Origin of the sequence: Actinomadura verrucosospora, assembly GCF_039540335.1 — a bacterium.
GTDB lineage: Bacteria > Actinomycetota > Actinomycetes > Streptosporangiales > Streptosporangiaceae > Spirillospora > Spirillospora verrucosospora.
On the sequence record NZ_BAABEV010000001.1, the window covers coordinates 82,407 to 97,616 of the forward strand.

Consider the following 15,210-nt stretch of genomic DNA (forward strand, 5'->3'; position numbering starts at 1 on the left):
AGGAGGGCACTACCGTGCCTAATGTCTTCGGGGCGCCCCACAAGGGCACCGAACCCCGACACGAGCAGGTCGTCTTCTGCCAGGACGAGGCCAGCGGTCTGCGCGCGATCATCGCCATCTACTCCACCGCGCTCGGCCCGTCCCTGGGAGGCACCCGCTTCTACCCGTACGGCTCCGAGGAGGATGCCCTCGCGGACGTGCTGAACCTGTCCCGGGGCATGGCGTACAAGAACGCCCTCGCCGGGCTCGACCTCGGCGGCGGCAAGGCCGTCATCATCGGCGACCCCGCCACGGACAAGTCCGAGGCGATGCTGCGGGCCTACGGGCGTTTCGTCCAGTCTCTGAACGGCCGGTACTACACGGCGTGCGACGTGGGCACCTACAGCGAGGACATGGACATCGTCGCGCGCGAGTGCCGCTTCGTCACCGGGCGGACGGTCGCGCACGGCGGCGCCGGGGACTCGTCCATCCTGACGGCGTTCGGCGTGTTCCAGGGAATGCGGGCCGCGGCCGAGACCGTGTGGGGCCGGCCCACGCTGCGCGGCAGGCGGGTCGGGGTGGAGGGCGTCGGGAAGGTCGGTCACCGCCTCGTGGAGCACCTGCGCGAGGACGGCGCGGACGTCGTGATCTGCGACGTGGACGAGGCCGCCGTCGACCGCGTCCGGGCGCTGCACCCCGAGGTGGAGGTCGTCGCCGACACCGGCGCCATGGTCCGCACGGAGCTCGACGTCTACGCGCCGTGCGCGCTGGGCGGCTCCCTCGACGACGACACCGTGCCCGTGCTGGCGGCCAAGGTCGTCTGCGGCGCCGCCAACAACCAGCTCGCCCACCCGGGTGTGGAGAAGCGCCTCGCCGACCGCGGCGTCCTGTACGCCCCCGACTACGTGGTGAACTCCGGCGGTGTGATCCAGGTCGCGGACGAGATCGAGGGCTTCAACTTCGACCGCGCCAAGGCCCGGGCCGCGGGCATCTACGACACCACTCGCAAGATCTTCGCGCTGGCCGCCGACGAGGGCGTCCCCCCGGCGGTGGCCGCCGACCGCCTCGCGGAGCGCCGGATGTCGGAGGTCGGCAGGCTGCGCGGCATCCTCCTCTGAGCGCCCGGACGGCTCCGAGCTCCCGGAGGGCTCGGTCCGGGTGTGGGTTTCCTAGACCTGATTAGACCGTTGCAAAACCGTTGTGAGGGCCACCGCGGGGCGGCGTACGACCGTCCCACGGTGGCCTTCCCACGTTGACGTGACCACCGGATACACTGTTGTCATCAGCAACAGGGGCGCCGCCACGTACCGTCGATGTACCGAGCCAGGCGCAAAACGGGTACGGTTGTACCCGTGACTGACGCATGGCTCATCAGGCACCGGTTCGTGTGGTACACGCGCGCGTTGATGGGCCCACGAAAGCCCTGACCATCGAGGGGGTCGAGCCAATGGGTCGCGGCCGAGCCAAGGCCAAGCAGGTGAAGGTTGCCCGGCAGCTCAAATACAGCACCGGCAACACGGACCTCGACCGCCTTAAGGATGAACTAGGAGTCAGCGACTCCGGCGAAGACTCCTATGACGAGCTCGCCGAGAAGTACGCCGACTACGCCGACGACTACGGCACGGAGCCCCGCAAGGACGGCACCTCCGGTTGACCGGCAGACGAACGCCACCGCCCGCATCGCCGGGCGGTGGCGTTTGTCTTGGGTCGGAACACGCCCCGGGGGACCGGCGCTCACGCTGAGCGACCCCACGGGCGACGTTGGGTGTCCGGCATGCCCCTCATGACCTGACAGGTCTGGGAGGCCCTCAGCGTCCCGTTCACCCCCGTCCGCGAGGTCGGACAGGGCCGTCCAGGGGCCTCCGGTCAGCGAACCGTCGCGGCGCCGGAGCCTTCGGTGATCTCTCCGAGGGTCCAGGACGGGACGCCGCGGGAGGCCAGCAGGCGGAGCGCCTCGTCGGCGCGGTCCGGGGCGACGATCGCGGCCATGCCGACTCCGAGGTTGAACGTCTTGTCCATCTCGGCCTGCGGCACGTCGCCGTGCGCCTGGAGCAGGCGGAACACGGCGGGGACCTCCCAGGACGAGCGGTCCAGCACGGCGTCGACCCCCGGCGGAAGCGACCGGGCCAGGTTCGCCGCCAGCCCGCCGCCCGTGATGTGGGCGAACGCCCGGACCGCACCGGTCTCGGCCAGGGCCAGGCAGTCCTTGGCGTAGATGCGCGTCGGGGTGAGGAGTTCCTCGCCGAGCGGACGGTCGAGTTCGGCCGTCCGGGTCTCCAGCGTCAGGTCCGTCGTCGCCAGGATGTGCCGGACGAGCGAGTACCCGTTGGAGTGGATGCCGGACGACGCCATGGCGAGGACGACGTCGCCCGCCCGCACGCGTTCGGGCCCGAGGATCCGGTCGGCCTCGACGACGCCCGTGCCGGCGCCCGCCACGTCGAACTCGTCGGCCCCCAGCAGGCCCGGGTGCTCGGCGGTCTCGCCGCCCACGAGGGCGCAGCCGGCCAGGGCGCACGCGTCGGCGATCCCGCCGACGATGTCGGCGACGCGCTCCGGGACGACCTTGCCGCAGGCGATGTAGTCGGTCATGAACAGCGGCTCGGCGCCGCACACCGCGAGGTCGTCGATGACCATGCCGACCAGGTCGTGCCCGATCGTGTCGTAGACGCCGAGGCGCCGCGCCAGGTCGACCTTGGTGCCAACGCCGTCCGTGGACGTCGCGAGCAGAGGCCGCTTGTAGCGCAGCAGGGCCGAGGCGTCGAAGAGACCCGCGAACCCGCTCACGTCGTCGACGACCTCGGGCCGCCGCGAACGGGCCACCCGGGACTTCATCAGCTCGACGGCGCGCTCGCCCGCCGCGATGTCGACGCCTGCGGCCTCGTAGGAGGTCGTCGGGCGGTCCGTCATCGGGTGGCCTCCAGCAGGTGCTTGCCGCGGGCGTCCTGCTCCACCGGGATGGGGTACTGGCCGTCGAAGCACGCCCGGCACAGGTTGTCCTTGGCGATGTGCGAGGCGGAGATCAGCTCGTCCAGGGAGATGTAGCCGAGCGAGTCGGCGCCGATGGAGTCGCGGATCTCCTCCACCGACAGGTTCCCGGCGATCAGCTCGGCCCGGGTCGCGAAGTCGATGCCGTAGAAGCACGGCCAGGAGACGGGCGGGCTGGAGATCCGCACGTGCACCTCGGCGGCGCCCGCGTCGCGCAGCATCGACACGATGGCGCGCTGGGTGTTGCCGCGCACGATCGAGTCGTCCACCACGACCAGGCGCTTGCCCTCGATCGCCTCCCGCAGCGGGTTCAGCTTCAGGCGGATGCCGAGCTGGCGGATCGTCTGGGACGGCTGGATGAACGTCCGGCCGACGTAGGAGTTCTTCACCAGGCCCTGGCCGTAGGGGATGCCGGACGCCTCGGCGTAGCCGATCGCGGCCGGCGTGCCCGACTCGGGCGTCGGGATGACCATGTCGGCCTCGACGGGATGCTCGCGGGCCAGCCGCCGCCCGACCTCGACGCGGGTCGCCTGGACGCTGCGCCCGGCGATCGTCGTGTCGGGCCGCGCCAGGTACACGTACTCGAACAGGCAGCCCTTCGGGCGCGCCTCGGCGAACCGCTCGGACCGCACGCCCTGGCCGTCGCACGCGATCAGCTCGCCCGGCTCGATCTCCCGGACGAACCGGGCGCCGACGATGTCGAGGGCGGCCGTCTCCGAGGCGACGACCCAGCCCCGGTCCTCCAGGGCGCCGAGCACGAGCGGCCGGATGCCCTCGGGGTCGCGGGCCGCGTAGAGGGTCCCCTCGTCCATGAAGACCAGGGAGAACGCGCCGCGGGTCGCCGGAAGGATCTCCCGCGCCGCCTCCAGCACGCCGCCGCCCTCGCCGCGGGCGGCGAGCAGGGCGGTCAGGACCTCGGTGTCGGTGGTGGCGGTCAGCTCGCCGGGGGCGAGCCGCGCGGCCAGCTCCGGCGTGTTGATGAGGTTGCCGTTGTGGACGAGCGCCAGCCCGCCGTCGTCGGTGGACCGGAACGTGGGCTGCGCGTTCTCCCACGTGGGCGAGCCGGTCGTGGAGTAGCGGCAGTGGCCGACGGCGATGTGGCCGCGCAGCGTGTTCAGCACCGACTCGTCGAAGACCTGGGCGACGAGGCCCATGTCCTTGAAGACGACGATGCGCGAGCCGTCGCTGACGGCGATGCCCGCCGACTCTTGCCCGCGGTGCTGAAGCGCGTACAGCCCGTAGTACGTGAGCTTGCTCACTTCGGCCCGGGCCGCCTGCTCGGCGGGGACCCAGACGCCGAAGACGCCGCAGGCGTCCTGCGGAGCGCGGTCGGAGGGATCGATGTCGTGGCTCAGACGTCCGTCACGGAGAGGCACGTTCGCCAGTCTAGATGCCCGGTTCACCTGCTCCGATCGGTGGCATCTCTTAACGGACCTTTACTCCCCGGAACCACGGGGATCTCGCGGTCCGGGGGAATCTGGGGACGACCCATGGAGGAACGCATGACCATGCCCGGGTACCGGACCCACTCGCCCCCCGCCCCGGCGAGGCGGAGCACCCTGGCACGCGCCGCGCAGGTCCTCGGAATCCTCGGCCTGGCCGGGCTCGCGGCGTGCCTGGCGGGGATGATCCCGGCGCTCGCCGGTCTCGTCCTCGGGACGGTGTCCCTCGTGCGCCGCGACCCCGACCGGCGCCCCGCCCTCGTCGGGGTGGTCTGCTCCGCGGTCGCCCTCCTGATCGGATCCGGGACGCTTTTCTGGCTGCTGAGCAAAGCGGCCCAGTGCGGGGACGCGGCCCGGTATCCGGACGACCTGGCGCGGCGGCACTGCGTCGAACGCGAGTTCCCGTTCGCTCACGCCGGCCCCTAGTCGCCCTGTCTAACCGTCCGGCTGGTCCGCCAGGGCGCGGACGGCCTCCTGCCCGAGCGCCGAGGCGTACACGCGCAGATCGTCGACGAGGCCGCCGAAGCCGGGCTTGGCGGGCTCCCTGCCCAGGTAGACGGGCCCGGCCGGGGTGACGACGGGGTGTTCCAGCGCGGCGGCGGAGTCCTGCTCGCCGTCGATGTGGAGGGCCATGCCCCGGGTGTCCACGACGAAGGCGACGTGGGCCCATCCGCCCACGGTCAGCCGGGCCCGGCTGTCGACGTAGCCGGGGCCCTTGACGGTGAACAGCTGGACGCGCAGCCTCATCGCGTCCGGGTACAGCCAGAGGCCGAGGCCGCGCGCGTCGTTCTCGGCGACCGGCTTGTAGAGGATGCTGCGCCACTCGCCGGTGGGCCCCTCGTCGACCCGGACGAAGAAGGCCAGGCTGAACCCGAAGATCTGGCTGAGGACGAGCTGCGGCGCCCCGGGGATCACGGCGCGGTCGTGCTCGCCGAGCGACAGCGCCTCCCCGTCCCGTCCCGGGACGATCCGGGCGCCGTCCGCCAGTTCGGCGGCGGGGGCGGTTCCGGCGGTGTCGGCGGCCCGGCGGCCGTCCACGGTGCCGGCGTCGAACGTCCAGTGCGCGATCAGCACGGGGATCACCTCCGGTAGGGCGCGTCACCCGCGCACGCTATGCGCGCCTCCCCGCCGCGTCGAGGGGCCCATCCGTCGAGGAGCGTCAGCCGAGGGGCAGCGGGAGGTGGGGCGTCAGGTCGGCGCGCGGGCCGCTCGCCCGCACCCGTCCGTTCGCGGTCGCGTCCTGCCAGGTGAGACGGCCGGTGGCCAGCGCGATCCAGGTGGCGGCGTCCATCTCCACCACATTCGGTGGCGTACCCCGGGTATGGTGCGGGCCGTCGATGCACTGAACGGCGGCGTGCGGGGGGACGCGGACCTCCACCGAACGGCCGGGGGCCAGCTCGGCCAGCCGGTCGAGCAGGTACCGCACCGCTCCCCTGACCACCGGACGGCTCGGTTCGGCGCCGCCCGACTCGACGCCGGCGAGGACCGTGTCCAGAGCCGCGCGGCGCAGCGCGGCGGGCTCGTCCGGGCCGGTGTAGGGCGCCAGCCCGAGCGCGGCGCGCTGCTCGTTCAGGACGGCGGAGGAAAGCGGTGTTCGCGGCATCGCGCATGACGCTACCGGGTCAGCCTCGGTACCGCGCAGGCGGTAGAAAGGACCCCGGTGCCAGGCATGGGGGTGCAGGAGACGGGGAGGCCGGGGACGCCGTCCCCGGAGGAGACGGAGGTTCGTCAGATGCCCGAGGCGCTGCCCCTGCAGCCGGGCGACCCGAGACGGCTCGGCTCGTTCGAGATCACGGGACGGCTCGGCGTCGGCGAGCAGGGCGCCGTCTTCCTCGGCAGGGATCCCTCCGGGCACCCCGTCGCCGTGAAGGTCCTGCACGTGCGGCTGAGCGGCGAGCCGGTCGCGCGCTCGCGGTTCGCCGACGCGTTCGCCCCGGCCCGCAAGGTCTCCGGGTTCTGCACGGCGGCGATCCTGCACGCCGACGTGGAGGGCGACCGCCCCTACGTGGTGAGCGAGTGGGTGGACGGGCCGTCCCTCCAGCAGCTCGTGGACGAGGAGGGCGCGCGCGGCTTCGCCGTCGTCGAGCGCGTCGCGGTCGGCATGGCGATCGCCCTGGCCGCCGTCCACCGCGCGGGCGCCGTCCACCACGACCTGAAACCCGGGAACGTCCTCCTCGGCCGTGGCGGCCCCCGGATGAGCGACTTCGCCATCGCGCACGCCATGGAGGCCGTGAACGTGGCGTTCCGCGGTCACATGACCGAGGACCCGGCCTACAAGTCCCCCGAGCAGCTCAGCGGCATGGGCATCGGCCCCGCCGCCGACGTGTTCGCGTGGGCGTCGACCGTGCTGTTCGCCGCCGCGGGCAGGCCGCCGTTCGGCGAGGGCTCGCCGTCCGAGGTGATGCAGCGGATCGTCTACGACGAGGCCGACCTGTCGGCGGTGCCCGACTCCCTGCGCGAGGTGGTGACGGCCGCCCTGGTCAAGGACCCGGCCGAACGCCCGATGGCCAGGACGATCCTCGAACGACTGCTGGGCGCGGGCGGCGAGCTCGTCGAGCGCCTGCCGGCCTCGATGGTCGAGGAGGGCCGGGCCCTCGCGACGGGCGTGATGGTCCGCCACACCCTTCCCCGGGTCGCGCCGCCGCCGCGTCCGCCCGTGAACGTCCCGGGCAGCCCCATGGGAGCGGCGCCCCCGGCCGGGTTCGCGCCAGGCCCCGCCGCGCCGGCGGGCCCGCCTCCCGGCCCGCCTCCCGGCCCGCCTCCCGTCCCCCCGCCCGGCCCGCCGGTGGGCCCGCCGCTGGAGTCCGCATCGCCTTCCGTGCCGCTGCTCGGGAAGCTCGCGCGCTCCCGCCGCGCGCGTCCGGAGCACGAGCCGCAGCCCGAGCCGCCCGCCGCCGAGCTGGATCCCGCCGCGTTCGAGGCGACCGCGACCTTCGACGCGGTCGGCCCGAACCGGACCGAGCAGCTCGCCCGCGCGGGCGAGCCGGAGCAGGCCGATCAGACCGCGCGGTTCGACGCCGTCGGCGGCGACCGGACCGCCATCTTCGACGCCGACCGGACCGCCACTTTCGACTCCGACCGGACCACCACTTTCGACTCCGTCGACATGCCCGCCCCGCCGGACCCCACCGCGCCGAACCCCCTCGTCCCGGGGCTGGGCCACGGCCGCGAGGGCGGCGGCGGGCACCGCTCCCCGGTCCGCTCCTCGCCCTTCGCGGCCCTCGCGAAGATGCGGCGGCCCGGCAACCACGTCCTCGGCCTGGCGCTGTCGCTGGTCATCGGCGTCAGCGTCGGCATCGCCATCATCGCCCTGGTGCTGTGGCCCCAGCTGAAGGCCGACGACGACGGGTCGCCGCCCGACAGCACCAACACGTCCGACAACCGCCCGGTCACCACGATCCCGGCCTCCTTCGCGGGGACATGGAAGGGGACGGTGGTCAACACGGGCCGCAACGCGTCCTTCCCGGTGCAGATCACGTTCGAGACCGGCGGGACGACGGGGCGCGCCCTGTACCCGCGGGAGAACTGCAACGGCACCCTCCGGCTCGCGCGGGGCACCGAGAGCGCGCTCAGGATGAACCTGGAGATCGGCAAGCCGTGCACGTCCGGGGTCGTCCAGGTCACCCGGCAGCCGGACGGGACGCTCCAGTACACGTGGACGAAGCCGGGAACGAACCTCGGCTACGGCGGACGGCTCAGCCGGGCCTGACCTCCTTCTGCCACCTTTGGCAATACGTCCAATTTGTCGACTCATATCAGGACAGTTCCGCTAGGGTTTCCCCTCGATCGAAAACATCGATCATGGGCGGGACCGCCTCCGCGCGCTCCCCGGCAGAAGGAGGGGTATGCGGGCTGTCCACCGAAGGCTGCTGCTCGTCGGCTCGGTCGCGGCGTGCCTCGGCGCCGCCGCGGCGTTCCCGGTGCTCGCCGACGACGCGTCGTCCCTGGTGAAGGTGACGGCGGCGGAAGGCACCCCGGTCCCCGGCCGGTACATCGTCACGCTGAAGTCCGGAGCGTCCACCGACGCCGCCGCCAAGAAGGTCAAGGCGACGGGCGTCCGGCGCTTCGACGGCGTCCTCAACGGCTTCGCTGCGCGGCTGAACGCCGACCAGCTGGACAAGCTGCGCCGCGACGACCGCGTCGCCGCGATCGAGCAGGACCAGATCGTCAAGGCCACCACGACGCAGCGCGCACCGCTGCCCTGGGGGCTCGACCGCATCGACCAGCGGTCGGCGAAGCTGTCCAAGACCTACACCTACAAGTCGTCCGGCAAGGGCGTGAACGCCTACGTCGTCGACACCGGCATCGACGTCAGGCACGCGGAGTTCGGCGGCCGCGCCTCGATCGCCTGGGCGGCGAGCAGGTTCAACGGCGACGGACGCGACTGCAACGGCCACGGCACCCACGTCGCGGGCATCATCGGCTCCAAGACCTACGGCGCCGCCAAGTCCGTGAAGCTGCGGGCCGTCCGCGTCCTCGACTGCAACGGCGAGGGCTCGATGTCGGACATCGTCGACGCCGCCAACTGGCTGCGCACCCACGCCGTCAAGCCGGCCGTGGCGAACATGTCCCTCGGCGGACCCAAGTCCACCGCGGTGAACACCGCCGTGACGAACCTGTCCAAGTCCGGGGTGTTCACCTCCGTCTCCGCCGGCAACGAGAACGCCGACGCGTGCAAGGTCTCCCCGGCCGGCGCGGGCTGGGTCATGGCGGTCGGCGCGACCACCAAGACCGACACGCGCGCCTCGTTCTCCAACTGGGGCAAGTGCGTCGACATCAACGCCCCCGGCTACGGCATCTACTCCACCTGGCCCGGCAACCGCAGCAAGGCGCTCAGCGGCACCTCCATGGCCGCCCCCTACGTCAGCGGTGTCGCCGCCCTCTACCTGTCCACCCACCCGAAGGCCACGTTCCCGACGGTGCAGAAGGTGCTGAACGACAACTCCACCCACACCCTCAAGGGACTGCGTTCGCAGCCCAACAGGCTCCTGTGGAAGGGCAAGCTGTGAGTCCCGTCACGTAGGATGGCCCGGCTCCCAGCAAGGGAGCCGGGCATCTCGCGCCTCGGCCTCGTCCCACCACCGCAGGGGTCTACCCTTGGCGAGGCAGACGGCTCTTTAACGTTCATTGACCTTCGGCCATGACGAGAGGAGAACACGTGGAGACCCCCGCCTCCACCCGTCGGCACGCAGACCGCCGCCGTGGCCGGCGACGCGCCGCCGCGGCTCTCGTGGCCCTCGCCGCCGCGGTTCCCCTGGTCGCCTCCGCCACGCCGTCCGCGGCCGCGCCGGCGTCCCTTCCCCTCGACCCGGGCGACAGCGGCAAGTTCGCGAGGCTGAACCGCCAGATCGAGCAGCTCGACAAGGAGTACGGCGGCGACCTCGCCAAGCTGAAGGACGCCGAGTACGCCGCGAAGAAGGCGCTGGACAAGTCCAACGACCTCCAGCGCGACCTCCAGGAGGCCCGCGGCGTCGTCGCCCAGCTCGCCGCGTCCCAGTACATGACGAACGGCGAGGACCCCACCGTCACCTTCCTGGCCGACGCCGACCCCTCCGACCTGCTGAGCAACGCCACCCTGGTCAGCCATCTCGCCCAGAACAAGGCGGGCAAGGTCGCCCAGATCCAGAAGCTCGTCAACGACCAGCTCGCGGCCCGCAAGGCGGCCCAGCAGAAGATGACGGAGCTGAACAAGGAGATCAAGGACCTGAGGCGGCGCAAGTCGCAGATCCAGTCCCTGGTCAAGAAGTACAAGCCCGAGTCCCCGAGCGTCGGCATGGGCGGCGTCACCCCGCGCATGCTCAAGGTGAAGAACACCCTCGACCTGGAGATGGGCCCCTTCCCCACGATCGGCTGCGTCCGGCAGACCGGCGACCCGCAGGACCACGGCACCGGCCACGCCTGCGACTTCATGGTGACCACGGGCGGCGTCATGGCCTCCGGCAGCGCCCAGTCCCTGGGCGACCGCACCGCCGCCTACGCCATCGCCCACGCGAGCGCCCTGGGCATCAAGTACATCATCTGGCGCCAACGCATCTACGACCTCCGCAGCCCCGGCTGGCGCGCCATGGAGAACCGAGGCGGCGTAACCGCCAACCACTACGACCACGTCCACATCTCGGTCTTCTAACCGCACCCACCCCCGACCAGGCCCGCAGCTCCGAGAGGGCACATCCAGGGCACTCGTGCCCGGAATCGTTCCCCAGGTGTCATCGATCGCCTTGCGCACCCAATCGCAGCTCGACGGCATCAGATCCGCGTAGCTCCGGAGCGCCAACCCAGGCTCAGCGTGCCCGAAAACTCAGCCAGCGCCCGAAACGGCGCTCAAGCCGCTGCGCAGCCCGACGCTAGGCCGTACCTCGCACCGCGCCACGCCCACCGGACGGGTCTCGCCGGAGTCGTGTGCTGCTGTTGCGCGGCTCCACCCTCGTCATCGTCCCAGATTGGCTTTATGGAGAGCAGCGCTTGCACGGAAGCGGAGTCGTAGGCACCGGTCCTCGGCTTCTTCTGCCGCGTCGGCACCACAGCAGCAATGTTCTGCGAGCCAGCGGAGATCATCAGGGTCCAGCCACAACGCGACCCGGCCGAGGGCTTGTTCTTTGTCTGGTTCGGTGGGTTCGATGTTCGTCGACACAATGGGGAGAGTAGGCGTTGTTCGTGACGTTGGCGCGAACGGTCGTCAGCGGTTAGGGCACCCCAGGGTGCTCACGCCCGAAGACGCTCCCGCGTGTCGTCGGGGCGTGGCATGCGGGTAATGCGGGCGCGCCTCGGGCGGACCGTTACTTGTACCAGTCGTCGCCGTCCGCGGCCGCCCGCGACTCCAGGTAGGCCTTCAGCGAGTCGGCGACTCGGATGCGTTCGTCGGTTTCGTGATCCCAGACGAAGACGCCGCCGGGGCGTTCTCCAGTCGGCAGGACATACGCGAACTGGTCCCCGCCGCCGTTGTCTCCCACGAACATGAACTGGTCGAATGGCTTGTAGAGATCGGCGATATCGGTGTTCTGGCGAAACTCCGTGTTCTGGTCGATGATCTCCCGCACCGGCCACACCAGTCCGGAGCCGTAGTCGCCCAAGACCCCGTCGGTCTCTCGGAGCACCTCTCGCAGTTCGTCCGGGACTCTCTGCCCCAGCCGCCGCTCGATGTCATCGATGGTCGCGTCGGTGGCGGGCGCGGCGAACTCCGCATCGTCGTACAGCCGCTCGATCAGCTCTCTCCACATGGCTTCGCCTCTGACGCGCGATTGCGGCGCCGGTCTAGGGTCGGGGGATGGGTGAAAAAGGGGAGCTTCCGCGGTATCGGGTTTTGACCGGGCCGGATGACGAGACGTTCTGCCGGCGGGTCAGTGAGGCGCTTGAGCTGGGGTACGAGCTGCACGGGTCGCCTTCGGTGACGTTCAACGGGCAGCGTGTCATCGTCGCTCAAGCGGTCGTTCGCCGCCCGGGATAGCGGGTGGCATGGGAAGGGCGCCCCCGGTTCGGGGGCGCCCTTCACTGCTCGGGTCAGTCGGCGTAGGTGGGGAGCATGCGTTCGTGGGCCTCGCGGAGTTCCGAGAGGCCGATGCTGAACAGCTCCTGGTCGCCTTCGGGGCCGCGGGACGTCACGTGCAGGGCGTCGCCGCCCGCCACGCCGATCTGGCTGACCGGGACGCCCGCCGACTCGCACAGGGCCGCGAGACGCGACTCGGCGCCCGGGCGGACGACGACCATGGCGCGGGCCACCGACTCGCTGAACAGCGCGACGAACGGGTCGCCGTGCAAGGTGATGCGGGCGCCGAGGCCGCCGCGCAGGCACGACTCCACCAGCGTCTGCGAGAGGCCGCCGTCGGAGAGGTCGTGCACGGCGTTGACCAGGCCGTCCCGGACGGCCGCGACCATGACGGACGCCAGGGCCGCCTCGGCCTTCAGGTCGACCAGCGGCGGCAGGCCGCCCAGGTGCCCGTAGACGACGTGCGCCCATTCCGAGCCGCCGAACTCCTCGCGGGTCTCGCCGAGGAGGGCGATCGTGGCGCCGTCGGTGGCCAGCGACATGTTCACCCGGCGGCGCACGTCGTCGTGGACGCCGAGGACGCCGATGACCGGGGTCGGGTTGATCGGGGCGTTGCCCGTCTGGTTGTAGAAGCTGACGTTGCCGCCCGTGACCGGGATGCCGAGGTACTGGCAGCCGTCCGCCAGGCCCGTGACCGCCTGCGCGAACTGCCACATGACGCCCGGGTCCTCCGGGGAGCCGAAGTTCAGGCAGTTGGTAACGGCCAGGGGCCGCGCGCCGGTCGCGGCGACGTTGCGGAACGCCTCGGACAGCGCGAGCTGCGCGCCCGCGTACGGGTCGAGCCGGGTGTAGCGGCCGTTGCCGTCCAGGGACAGCGCGATGCCGAGGCCCGACTCGTCGTCGATGCGGACGACGCCGGCGTTCTCGGGCATCGCCATGACGGTGTTGCCGAGGACGTACCGGTCGTACTGGGACGTCACCCACGTCTTGCCGGCGAGGTTCGGGGAGCCGGCCAGCCAGAGGACGGTCCGGCGCAGCTCGTCGCCGTTGGACGGGCGGGTGAGCCGGCCCGGGGTGTCGGACTGCAGGGCACCGAGGTCGTGCGGGGGCGCCAGCGGACGGTTGTAGACCGGGCCTTCGTCGGCGGCCGTGACCGGCGGGATGTCGACGATCGTCTCGCCCCGCCACGTCATGACCAGCCGGCGGGTGTCGGTGACCGTCCCGATCACGGTGGCCGGGATCTCCCAGCGCGCGCAGATCTCCATGAAGCGCTCGACCTTGGCGGGCTCCACCACCGCCATCATGCGCTCCTGCGACTCGCTCATGAGGATCTCCTCAGGGCGGAGCGTCTCGTCGCGGAGCGGGACGGCGTCGAGGTCGACGTGCATGCCGCCGGTGCCGGCCGCGGCCAGCTCCGTCGTGGCGCACGACACGCCGGCGGCGCCGAGGTCCTGGATGCCGACCACGAGGTCCTCGCGGAACAGCTCCAGGCAGCACTCGATGAGCAGCTTCTCCATGAACGGGTCGCCCACCTGGACCGACGGCCGCTTCTGGTGCGACTCCTCGTCGAAGGTGGCCGAGGCGAGGACGGACGCGCCGCCGATGCCGTCCGGGCCGGTCAAGGCGCCGAACAGGATCACCTGGTTGCCAGGGCCGGGGGCCACCGCGCGCTTGATGTCCTCGTGCTTCATCACGCCGACGCACAGGGCGTTCACGAGCGGGTTCTGCTCGTAGCAGGCGTCGAAGACCGTCTCGCCGCCGATGTTGGGCAGACCGAGGGAGTTGCCGTAACCGCCCACGCCGGCGACGACGCCGGGCAGGACGCGCTGGGTGTCGGCGGCGTCGGCCGGGCCGAAGCGCAGGGAGTCCATGACGGCGATGGGGCGCGCCCCCATCGACATGATGTCGCGGACGATCCCGCCGACGCCGGTCGCGGCGCCCTGGTACGGCTCGACGTAGGACGGGTGGTTGTGCGACTCCACCTTGAAGGTGACGGCCCAGCCCTGGCCGATGTCCACGACACCGGCGTTCTCTCCCATGCCGACGAGGAGCTTGTCGGTCTTGGGGGCCTTGTCGCCGAACTGGCGCAGGTGCACCTTGGAGCTCTTGTAGGAGCAGTGCTCGCTCCACATGACGGAGTAGATCGCCAGCTCGGCCGAGGTGGGCCGGCGTCCCAGGATGGTGCGGACGCGCTGGTACTCCTCCTCGTTCATCCCCAGCTCGGCGTACGGCTGCGGGCGCTCGGGGGACGCGGCGGCGACGGCGACCGTGTCGGTGCCATGGTCGTAGCGCGCGGGCGCCTCGATCGCGGGCTGCGGGCCGGTGCTGCGTCCGATGGCAGGCTGCGGGCCCGTTCCCCGCCCGACGGCGGGCAGGGGGCCCGTGCCGGAGCCGACCGCGGGCTGCGGGCCGGTGCCGCGCCCCACGGCGGGCTGCGGACCCGTGCCGGAGCCGACCGCGGGCAGCGGACCCGTTCCCGGACTGATCCGGGGCAGCGGGCCCGTCCCCGGGCGGACGGCGGGCAGGGGGCCTGTGCCGAGGCCGACCGGAGGCTGGGGGCCCGTGCCCTGCCCGATGGCGGGCAGCGGGCCGGTTCCCGGGCGGACGGTCGGCTGCGGGCCCGTGCCGCGCCCGACGGCGGGCTGGGGGCCCGTACCGGTGCCCACGGCGGGCTGAGGGCCCGTGCCCGGGCCCACCGGGGGAAGCGGGCCGGTGCCCGGGCCTTGAGCCAGCGGGCCCGTGTTCAGGTCGATGAGAGGCTGCGGGCCCGTGCCCCGCCCGACGGCGGGCTGCGGGCCCGTGCCCGAGCCGACCGCGGGCTGCGGGCCGGTGCCGGTGCCCACGGCGGGCTGCTGGCCCGTGCCGTGGCCGACCGCCGGCTGCGGGCCCGTGCCGGAACCGGCCACGCGCTGCGGGCCGCTGCCCGTACCGCGGGCGGGCGGCGGCGCGGCGAAGGCGCTCAGGTCGGGCACGGTGAGCGACGGGTCCGCGACGGTGGACGTGGGGTCGCCGCTGGAGCGCTCCTCTTCGAGGGCCCGCGCGAACTCCTGGTCGGGCACGCCTTGGGACGGCGCAGGGCCCGGGACGGGTTCGTCGTTCAGCACCGGGATGGGCCCGGTGAAGGGCCCGGGGGCCGGTTCGGCGGCCGGGTCCTCGGAGCCGGGCAGGGCGGGGGGCTGCTCCTCTTCGAGGATGGCCTTGAAGCCCTGCGTCACAGCGGGGTTGACGGGCTGGAGCTCCGGGTCGTCCGCGTCGGACTTGAGCTCGCCGAGCCACTCCATCGAGGGCTCGTCCTCGTCCCGCCTAGCCCTTCCGGAAGCG

The 15,210-nt window shown here is 72.2% G+C and carries 13 protein-coding genes; 7 read left to right on the forward strand and 6 right to left on the reverse strand.

Going from position 1 to position 15,210, the window contains the following annotated elements:
- The first annotated feature begins 14 nt into the window (after positions 1–14).
- Both ABD944_RS00420 and ABD944_RS00425 read left to right on the forward strand, forming a co-directional pair.
- A complete protein-coding gene (locus ABD944_RS00420; protein WP_345171087.1) occupies positions 15–1,097 on the forward strand; it encodes a Leu/Phe/Val dehydrogenase in 1,083 nt (360 codons plus the stop codon).
- 329 nt (positions 1,098–1,426) lie between these two features.
- A complete protein-coding gene (locus ABD944_RS00425; RefSeq protein ID WP_149260363.1) occupies positions 1,427–1,633 on the forward strand; it encodes a DUF3073 domain-containing protein in 207 nt (68 codons plus the stop codon).
- Positions 1,634–1,845: 212 nt separating this feature from the next.
- Here ABD944_RS00425 and purM read toward each other — a convergent pair whose 3' ends face one another.
- A complete protein-coding gene (purM, locus tag ABD944_RS00430; protein WP_345171089.1) occupies positions 1,846–2,886 on the reverse strand; it encodes a phosphoribosylformylglycinamidine cyclo-ligase in 1,041 nt (346 codons plus the stop codon).
- On the reverse strand, positions 2,883–4,340 hold the full coding sequence (gene purF / locus ABD944_RS00435) for an amidophosphoribosyltransferase (RefSeq protein ID WP_345171091.1): 1,458 nt from the start codon (positions 4,338–4,340) through the stop codon (positions 2,883–2,885). The genes purM and purF overlap by 4 nt, the downstream gene beginning before the upstream one ends.
- Before the next feature lie 126 nt (positions 4,341–4,466).
- On the opposite strand from purF, the gene ABD944_RS00440 reads away from it, so the two are divergent.
- Positions 4,467–4,832 (forward strand): hypothetical protein, encoded by a 366-nt coding sequence (locus tag ABD944_RS00440; protein ID WP_345171094.1) that lies wholly within the window; start codon positions 4,467–4,469, stop codon positions 4,830–4,832.
- 9 nt (positions 4,833–4,841) lie between these two features.
- On the opposite strand, the gene ABD944_RS00445 is transcribed toward ABD944_RS00440, so the two are convergent.
- Together ABD944_RS00445 and ABD944_RS00450 are read right to left on the reverse strand one after the other, a co-directional pair.
- Complete coding sequence (locus ABD944_RS00445) at positions 4,842–5,480, reverse strand: LamG domain-containing protein (RefSeq protein WP_345171096.1); 639 nt, start codon at positions 5,478–5,480, stop codon at positions 4,842–4,844.
- 85 nt (positions 5,481–5,565) lie between these two features.
- Positions 5,566–6,009: a sterol carrier family protein gene (locus tag ABD944_RS00450; RefSeq protein WP_345171098.1), complete on the reverse strand. Its 444-nt coding sequence runs from the start codon at positions 6,007–6,009 to the stop codon at positions 5,566–5,568.
- A gap of 129 nt (positions 6,010–6,138) precedes the next feature.
- Between ABD944_RS00450 and ABD944_RS00455 the strand changes: the two genes are divergently transcribed.
- The 3 genes from ABD944_RS00455 to ABD944_RS00465 all read left to right on the forward strand — a co-directional run bounded on the left by ABD944_RS00455 (position 6,139) and on the right by ABD944_RS00465 (position 10,533).
- A complete protein-coding gene (locus ABD944_RS00455; RefSeq protein ID WP_345171100.1) occupies positions 6,139–8,115 on the forward strand; it encodes a serine/threonine protein kinase in 1,977 nt (658 codons plus the stop codon).
- Between the two features lie 136 nt (positions 8,116–8,251).
- On the forward strand, positions 8,252–9,415 hold the full coding sequence (locus tag ABD944_RS00460) for a S8 family peptidase (RefSeq protein WP_345171102.1): 1,164 nt from the start codon (positions 8,252–8,254) through the stop codon (positions 9,413–9,415).
- A 149-nt stretch (positions 9,416–9,564) separates the two neighbouring features.
- Positions 9,565–10,533 (forward strand): coiled-coil domain-containing protein, encoded by a 969-nt coding sequence (locus ABD944_RS00465; protein WP_345171104.1) that lies wholly within the window; start codon positions 9,565–9,567, stop codon positions 10,531–10,533.
- Positions 10,534–11,182: 649 nt separating this feature from the next.
- Here the strand turns inward: ABD944_RS00465 and ABD944_RS00470 are convergent.
- On the reverse strand, positions 11,183–11,623 hold the full coding sequence (locus tag ABD944_RS00470; protein ID WP_345171106.1) for an SMI1/KNR4 family protein: 441 nt from the start codon (positions 11,621–11,623) through the stop codon (positions 11,183–11,185).
- A gap of 47 nt (positions 11,624–11,670) precedes the next feature.
- Here ABD944_RS00470 and ABD944_RS00475 point away from each other — a divergent pair, with 47 nt between their 5' ends.
- Positions 11,671–11,850 carry a DUF1737 domain-containing protein gene (locus ABD944_RS00475; RefSeq protein WP_345171108.1) on the forward strand — a complete coding sequence of 60 codons (180 nt, stop codon included), beginning with the start codon at positions 11,671–11,673 and terminating at the stop codon, positions 11,848–11,850.
- A 53-nt stretch (positions 11,851–11,903) separates the two neighbouring features.
- Here the strand turns inward: ABD944_RS00475 and purL are convergent, their stop codons facing one another.
- The gene (gene purL / locus ABD944_RS00480) at positions 11,904–14,102 is read right to left on the reverse strand and encodes a phosphoribosylformylglycinamidine synthase subunit PurL (protein ID WP_378188183.1); all 2,199 of its coding nucleotides are present in this window, start codon (positions 14,100–14,102) and stop codon (positions 11,904–11,906) included.
- Between the last annotated feature and the right edge of the window lie 1,108 nt (positions 14,103–15,210).

Bases quoted from the DNA above. Each gene is read 5' to 3' on its own strand.
- ABD944_RS00425 (WP_149260363.1), top strand. From the start codon at position 1,427: ATGGGTCGCGGCCGAGCCAAGGCCAAGCAGGTGAAGGTTGCCCGGCAG.
- purM (WP_345171089.1), bottom strand. From the start codon at position 2,886: ATGACGGACCGCCCGACGACCTCCTACGAGGCCGCAGGCGTCGACATC.
- ABD944_RS00440 (WP_345171094.1), top strand. From the start codon at position 4,467: ATGACCATGCCCGGGTACCGGACCCACTCGCCCCCCGCCCCGGCGAGG.
- ABD944_RS00450 (WP_345171098.1), bottom strand. From the start codon at position 6,009: ATGCCGCGAACACCGCTTTCCTCCGCCGTCCTGAACGAGCAGCGCGCC.
- ABD944_RS00455 (WP_345171100.1), top strand. From the start codon at position 6,139: ATGCCCGAGGCGCTGCCCCTGCAGCCGGGCGACCCGAGACGGCTCGGC.
- ABD944_RS00460 (WP_345171102.1), top strand. From the start codon at position 8,252: ATGCGGGCTGTCCACCGAAGGCTGCTGCTCGTCGGCTCGGTCGCGGCG.
- ABD944_RS00470 (WP_345171106.1), bottom strand. From the start codon at position 11,623: ATGTGGAGAGAGCTGATCGAGCGGCTGTACGACGATGCGGAGTTCGCC.
- ABD944_RS00475 (WP_345171108.1), top strand. From the start codon at position 11,671: ATGGGTGAAAAAGGGGAGCTTCCGCGGTATCGGGTTTTGACCGGGCCG.
- purL (WP_378188183.1), bottom strand. From the start codon at position 14,102: ATGAACGAGGAGGAGTACCAGCGCGTCCGCACCATCCTGGGACGCCGG.